The organism is Faecalicatena contorta (assembly GCF_001404335.1).
In the GTDB taxonomy this organism is placed as follows: Bacteria; Bacillota; Clostridia; order Lachnospirales; family Lachnospiraceae; genus Faecalicatena; species Faecalicatena contortus_B.
In genome coordinates this window covers 20,990-27,130 of sequence record NZ_CYZU01000067.1, presented here as the reverse complement: position 1 = coordinate 27,130, position 6,141 = coordinate 20,990, and the positions used below count along the sequence as shown (strand labels likewise).

General features: G+C 47.9%; 5 protein-coding genes and 1 riboswitch. Of the genes, 1 reads left to right on the top strand and 4 read right to left on the bottom strand.

Features of this window, described 5'->3' with window-relative positions:
• Nucleotides 1-36: 36 nt before the first annotated feature.
• Nucleotides 37-846: a precorrin-6A reductase gene (gene cobK / locus ARB69_RS22530; protein WP_055155068.1), complete on the bottom strand. Its 810-nt coding sequence runs from the start codon at nt 844-846 to the stop codon at nt 37-39.
• 168 nt (nt 847-1,014) lie between these two features.
• Between cobK and ARB69_RS22525 the strand changes: the two genes are divergently transcribed.
• The gene (locus ARB69_RS22525; protein WP_055155067.1) at nt 1,015-2,124 is read left to right on the top strand and encodes a GGDEF domain-containing protein; all 1,110 of its coding nucleotides are present in this window, start codon (nt 1,015-1,017) and stop codon (nt 2,122-2,124) included.
• Between the two features lie 196 nt (nt 2,125-2,320).
• On the opposite strand, the gene ARB69_RS22520 is transcribed toward ARB69_RS22525, so the two are convergent.
• The 3 genes from ARB69_RS22520 to ARB69_RS22510 form a co-directional block, all read right to left on the bottom strand.
• A complete protein-coding gene (locus ARB69_RS22520) occupies nt 2,321-2,797 on the bottom strand; it encodes a superoxide dismutase family protein (protein ID WP_050639815.1) in 477 nt (158 codons plus the stop codon).
• 77 nt (nt 2,798-2,874) lie between these two features.
• Complete coding sequence (locus tag ARB69_RS22515; RefSeq protein WP_055155066.1) at nt 2,875-5,055, bottom strand: ASKHA domain-containing protein; 2,181 nt, start codon at nt 5,053-5,055, stop codon at nt 2,875-2,877.
• Nucleotides 5,056-5,253: 198 nt separating this feature from the next.
• A riboswitch (cobalamin riboswitch) is annotated at nt 5,254-5,437 on the bottom strand.
• A gap of 8 nt (nt 5,438-5,445) precedes the next feature.
• Entirely contained in the window at nt 5,446-6,084 is a 639-nt protein-coding gene (locus ARB69_RS22510) for a corrinoid protein (RefSeq protein ID WP_025657088.1), read from the bottom strand.
• Nucleotides 6,085-6,141: the final 57 nt, after the last annotated feature.

Sequence of the window (6,141 nt, the reverse complement as noted above, 5' to 3'; positions counted from 1 at the left end):
TTTTAAGGACGGAGGGCAAAGGGGTCAGACCCCTCTTCAGAGGGGTCTGACCCCTTTGCCCTCCGTATTCAGAATATTCTGAATATACTCCTTTATTTCTTCCACACTGTACCCTGATTCTGCAGGCCTTCCAACCACTACAAGCGTTACCCCGGTCTCTCTGGCAGCCTCCAGTTTTTCCTCAAATCCCCCCGCTTTGCCTGATTCCTTAGTCACAAAATAGTCTGCTCCTGTGTATTTCAGCATGGCGGTATTTAATTCTTTTGAGAAGGGCCCCTGCATGGCGATAAGGTGGGAACCCTTGAAGCCAAGCGCCACGCTCTCTTCCACAGACTCTTTTGTCGAAAGAACCCTGGCAAAGCACCGTTCTTTGTAATGATCGATCGCTGTGTACAGCTTTAATTCTTTGCTACCTGTGGAAATAAATATCCGGCCTTCCCGTGTTTTGAGAAACTCTACTGCTTCTGCTACGGAATTTACGATTACCATATTGCGGTAAGAACCGGCGGCGCCGCCTGTCCCGCTTGCGTCCCGCAGACAGCGGATATAACCGGCGCCGCTCCTCTTACAGGCATTTTGTATATTCTCCGTGGCCAGGCGCGCAAAGGGATGAGTGGCATCAATCACAAGCCTGATCTGATTCTCCCTGATAAATCCGGAGATCGCCTCTTCGTCCATCCGTCCCGCTGTGACCTGGATATTTTGAATTCCCTCCACGCATTCCATTCCGTACTCTGTAGCCGTACTGACGAAGGCCGGCGCAGACAGCGTGCCTAAAAATTCAGCCAGCATTCTTCCTTCTGATGTTCCCGCAAACAGCAGAATACTCATTCTTCCGTTCTTCATATTCCTTTTCCTCCCGCCTCTTCCGCAGACTGTTTATTTCTGATATTAGAGTTTATTTTAAGTAAGCAACTGACATATTCTGGAAATATTCCGGTTGTGTTTGAACCTCTTTCACAGTATAATATATCACATAACAAATTGAAACCACAAACATAAGGGAGCTTTTATATGTTTTTTAATCTAATTGGATTTATTCGGAAAGACTTAGACCTAAAAGAAGCCTATTTTAAAAGTGCGGAAAATGAAATTGCAGAAAAAAATCTGGTTCTTCTTCAGATTTCCAGTCTGCTCAACGCCCTTCTCCTTGTCTTATTTTATATAATAACCCCGTATATCATTAAAGGCTGGGCAATCACATTACAACATTTTCTCTTTCTTCCGGCTGCACTGGCCTTTTTCATCATCTCTACGGTTTATGCAAAAACAGGCCGCAGAAACAAGCGCGTGATAACCGGCATCTGCCTGGCTTTTGAAGTCACGCTGTTTGCTTTTGTTATTTCTATAGATGTCTTTCCTTACCCGGATGCTCCCAGCTCTTTCCTCCCGCTTTTATATATTGCGTTTCCAGCGCTGTTTATCCTCCGTTTCCGCCAGATGTTCACGATCATGTTTCTGGTCGAGATCGTTTACGCCGTTGCAGTTATACAGATCAAAAATCCGCTGATGGCAGAAAATGACATCTTTAATTCTGTCGTTGCCTTTATCTTTTCGCTGGCAGTTGCCCACGTAATCCTGAAACTCCGCGCCGATGACCACGACATACGCAGCCGTTACAAACGCCTGAGCATGCTGGATTCCCTCACCGGCATTCTAAACAAAAAGTCCTGTGAAAATGCAATTTCCCAGTATCTGAATACAAACACCCCCGTGCATTGCGCCTTGCTCTTTCTGGATCTGGACGACTTCAAAAAGATCAATGACACCATCGGCCACTCCGCCGGCGACCGTCTTCTGGAAGAGACCGGAAAATTACTCCACAAAACATTCCACGCCTCAGATATCATCGGCCGTGTCGGCGGAGATGAATTCATGGTACTACTCACAAACTACCAGGATTCAAAGGAGTCTCTGAAAAAGAGGTGCACCACCTTGCAGCGCACTCTCCAGCAGATTATGCAGAACCACGGAGTGCAGGCTACCTGCAGTATAGGCGCACTTCTGGTCAAAGGACAGTCCATCAGCTTCCAAACCGCATACACCCTTGCCGACAAATACCTGTACGAAGCAAAATCATCCGGAAAAAACAACTGTATCGTCCAAAACCTGAACAAAGAATGATCCCAGTAAAGATCTTCATGTGTATGTATACGCTGACTGCTTCAAAAAACCGGTGCCGGATATGTGTGCTCCTTACCCACATATCCGGCACCGGTATTTTAGAAGCAGTCAGTAGTACGGGTACAAATCGCAGCGGCATATTCAGCCCCGGTAACTTTCCTCCATCCCTGACATGGAGCGCCCCCTTCTCACTATCTCATTCCCCCACCCACTCATGGATCTCGCCGCAGGCAATCATTTCGCCGCTGTCCCCGGACGGCTGTGTCTTAAAATCATCCGGGTTCATATGGATGACTACTGTTCTGCCGACCACATCATCCGGGTAAAATCTTCCGGTATACACCGCACTGCAGGCTGCACCGTGTGTAGACAGCAGAGGCGGCAGATCACCGGCATGTTCCGGGTGTTCCGTATGTTCGGGATTAAAATGTCCATCGGCATCTGCAAAAGGCTCCTCTGCATTCCCGGAACATTGTTTTCCCTCATGAATGTGGAAGGCAAAAAATCTGCTCATATCCGGCGCATTTTCATCCGGCAGCCCGTATACCTCCGCCATCACGATCGTCCCTCCGTATACTTCATAGAAATAAACCATTCCATGGATCTCCGGGTATTTATCCGATCCTTTTATCTTTGCAGAAGCTTCCGGCATTCCGTTTAATTTTTCAACCATATCATCATCCTCCTCTGCTCAGTATATGCAGCATCTCGGAGGATGTTCATGCTTTGCGTAAACAAAAATCACAGCGCCTATTCAAAATACATATAGTCCATATAAAATTCGTTAAAATGTTTGTCATTGGAGAGCTGTACTTCCGATGAACTCTCCAGAATACGCTGCACGCGCTCTGTGCAGTCGCTGCTTAACAGGTATGTCCGGGTTCCTTTCAGACAGCTGTTTCCTACCGCCTCAATCTTATCCTGGCATTCTTCCGGAAGCAGTCCGATTCCCACGGCTTTTACGATATCCATCTTATATCCAAAGCCGCCTGCAATATAAATAGCCTCTATATCTTCATAGGATGCACCGAAGTTCAGGATTAATGTCTCAAGCCCGGCACGTACTGCGGATTTGGCGAGCTGTATTTCCCTTACATCCTTCTGGAAAAATGAGATCTCCGTACCATCGCTGCCGACCGCAAGCGGAAAGCCGTCGTCGAAATAATCTTCTTCCATAAGCCCCGTCTCATCCACAAGCTCGGCCTTTACCAGCTCATATACCATATCGATCACCCCGGTGCCGCAGATTCCAACCGGTTTGCCATCCTGGATCGTCCCGGTAACTGCATGGCCGTCCTTCAGTTCAACTTTGCAGATCGCTCCCGGCACACTTCCCGTCCCAAAGGTAATATTGCCGCCCTCGAATGCAGGGCCCGCTGCCGTTGAAGTCGTCAATATCCTGTCCTTATTGCCGATCGCCATCTCCCCATTGGTTCCCAGATCCACAAGGACAGACACCTTTTCTCTCTTGTCAAAATCCAGAGAATACAGGCCCGCCACAATATCGCCGCCCACATAAGTAGAGATTCCGGGGAAAATCACTACCTCAAAGTCCCTGTCTGCCTGCTCAAACAGTTCTCCGTACGTTGTATGTATGGTATCTATGTTAACTGGCGTGAAAGGAAATACGCCCAGCGTTTCACAAGAGTACCCCATCAGCAGGTGTACCATGGTCGTATTGGCTCCGATCACCATCTTCTCCACCCGGATCTTCCCATTTTCTGTCAGGCTCTCTATTCCCTGCATGAGGTTAGTCTGGATACTTTTTCTCAGAGCCTCTCTTTTACCTCCGTTGGAGGCTTCAATCCTGCTGATTACATCCGCACCGTACGCCCTCTGCCTGTTGATTGTAGTGAAAACGTCTTCTGCTTCCTGTGTCTCCATGTTGATCAGCTGCATGGCGATCGTCGTCGTTCCGATGTCCACAGCAATTCCATACCGGCCTCCGGTCTTAGCACTGCTCTTCGCTGCTTTTCCCGCTGTCTGCTCCTCATCCGCCAGAACCGCAAATTCTTCTTCCTTATGCAGCCCGACAGCAATCACGCAGTCGTCCTCAGGATAGGCCTTGCATGCCAGGCGGTATCCCTCCTGCAGCTGCTCCCCGCTGAAGAACTTCCTGTCCTGCTCTGAAGGCGCAATGTCCCCCTCAAGGACCTGTATCCCGCATTTACCGCAGGTTCCCCTGCCCGCACAGACTGCCGGCAGGAAGATTCCCTGTTCCTGGAGAAGTTCCATCAGAGAATGTCCCTTTCTGCCCTCCAGTACTCTAAGGTCGTCTCCGTCATGAAGCGTGATTATGTAATCCGAGACATTTCTAAGGCTGCAGCCGACATTCGGACAGCTCGCACAGTTATGATGAATGCGGAACATATCCGAATGATCCGCCGTCAGGTAAACCTGGCAAGTCGTCTTGACCGGATCATACATACAGCTGTCCAGTACATGAATCCCCGCACTGTTTTCTCTTCCCGTCACTTCCAGCGCCTTTTTCTGGACCTCCATCGGAATATCCTGAGGCGCCTCCAGGCGGTGGGAAACACCACATTTTTTCTCCCTGCACATAGCGATGATATAGGGCTGTAGCTGATGGTCCATCTGGAAAAGGTAGTCATCCGCAATGGCATCCGCCAGCATACCGCCAAGATAATCCCCCTCATTGAACAGCTGGGTGGACCACTGGCTCAGCTGAGCGCCCACCGAGGTTACACAGTAAAGCGCCTGGCGGATTCCCTCTCCGTACCTGCTGAGGTCAAATCCCTCCACATCACCGAATTCCAGCAGTGCGATTGGTTCTATTTTTTTATATGCCTCCGGAAGCATTTCCTCATATTCTTCCACTACATCCTCGTAGGTAGCGCTGTCTTCATAACAGTCTATCAGGGCAAATACATTCTCTCTGCATATCTCTATATTAAATTCCGTTATTTTCATATTCTTATCCTCTCTCAACTGCCGGAAATCTTAGCTCTGCCCCAGCAGTTTTGACAACCATATACATACTTGCCCAAAACCACGGACAAATATCTGTCTTTCATTCATTTTCCAGTATAAAAAGAAAAACTCCTTGTAAAAAGAGTTCGCTGCTGACACACTTTATATAATTCAAACGGAATCCTGTTTCCCACCCAAAACAGGTCCATAGGGATATGTAAGTATCCTGGCTCACGTTTCATCCTTGGAATGCCTTCTCATCCTGACGGACAATGGCTGTTATTCTTCGTCCACGTTTACAGTAGGGGTAAGCCTGCACCGGATTTACACCGGTTTCCTTCACTTGATGCTCTTTGTCACTACAATCCGCACTTTTTTCCAAAAGAGCGCTTATTTCTCCAAAACTGCTTTTTTCGCAACTTCTGCTGCTGTTGCTGCATCTGGTGTATAGTAGTCTGCACCAATCTGCTCTGCAAAGCTGTCATTAACCGGAGCGCCGCCGACCATAACGATATACTTGTCGCGAAGTCCCTTTTCGTTCAGCTGGTCAATGCAGTCCTGCATCTTCGGCATGGTTGTTGTAAGAAGAGCTGACATACAGATCACGTCTGCGCCTACTTCTTCAGCCTTGTCAATAAATACAGCCGGTTCCACATCTACACCGATGTCATGGATCTCAAATCCAGCTCCCTTAAGCATCATTACGACAAGGTTCTTGCCGATATCATGAAGGTCTCCCTGTACTGTACCGATTACAGCTTTTCCAACCGGCTCATTTCCTACCTCAACCAGTTTTGGCTCCAGGACTGTAAGACCTGCATTCATAGCTCTTGCAGCTACCAGAACTTCCGGTACGAATACTTCGTTGTTCTTAAACTTTGCACCGATGATCATCATTCCTGATAAAAGACCTTCATTCAGAATCTCTTTTGGATCGAGCCCTTCATCCAGGGCCTCCTGTACCAGTGCCTTTACGTTCTTTGCCCTTCCTTTTTGAAGGAATTCTGAAATTTCCTGAATCTTTGACATTTTACATACCTCCATCATTCATTAAGCGTGTCTGCTTTAGATATTATTTTACAATAT